This is a genomic window from Vibrio sp. 10N.222.55.C6 (assembly GCF_041473395.1).
Lineage (GTDB): Bacteria > Pseudomonadota > Gammaproteobacteria > Enterobacterales > Vibrionaceae > Vibrio > Vibrio crassostreae_C.
Window position 1 is genome coordinate 1 of sequence record NZ_JBFRSD010000870.1, and the last position, 292, is coordinate 292.

The following is a 292-nucleotide window of genomic DNA, read 5'->3' on the forward strand; positions in this document are numbered from 1 at the left end:
GCTTTGTTAACTGTCTCAACGATCTTTTCATGCGTATCGATGAAATCGAGCACCTCGTAGACAAAGTCTAATTTTCCCGTCATCACATAGAGTTGGCGCTCTTTGTTTACTAAATGAGCCACCCCTTCTTTAACCAGAAATTCGACAACTACATTGAGTTTATCCGCTGCACTGTCACGCACTTTTTTCCGACTCACTTTTGGAAGTCGATAAATACTATCGAGTTTCTCCATCAAGCTAGGAGACGATTGGATTTGCGCACTCAGCACAGGCACATTTAACTCATCACCAC

1 pseudogene is annotated in these 292 nt (G+C 42.8%); it reads right to left on the reverse strand.

Going from position 1 to position 292, the window contains the following annotated elements:
• Positions 1 to 292 (reverse strand): annotated as a pseudogene (locus AB4486_RS26625) (hypothetical protein); the annotation flags it as partial.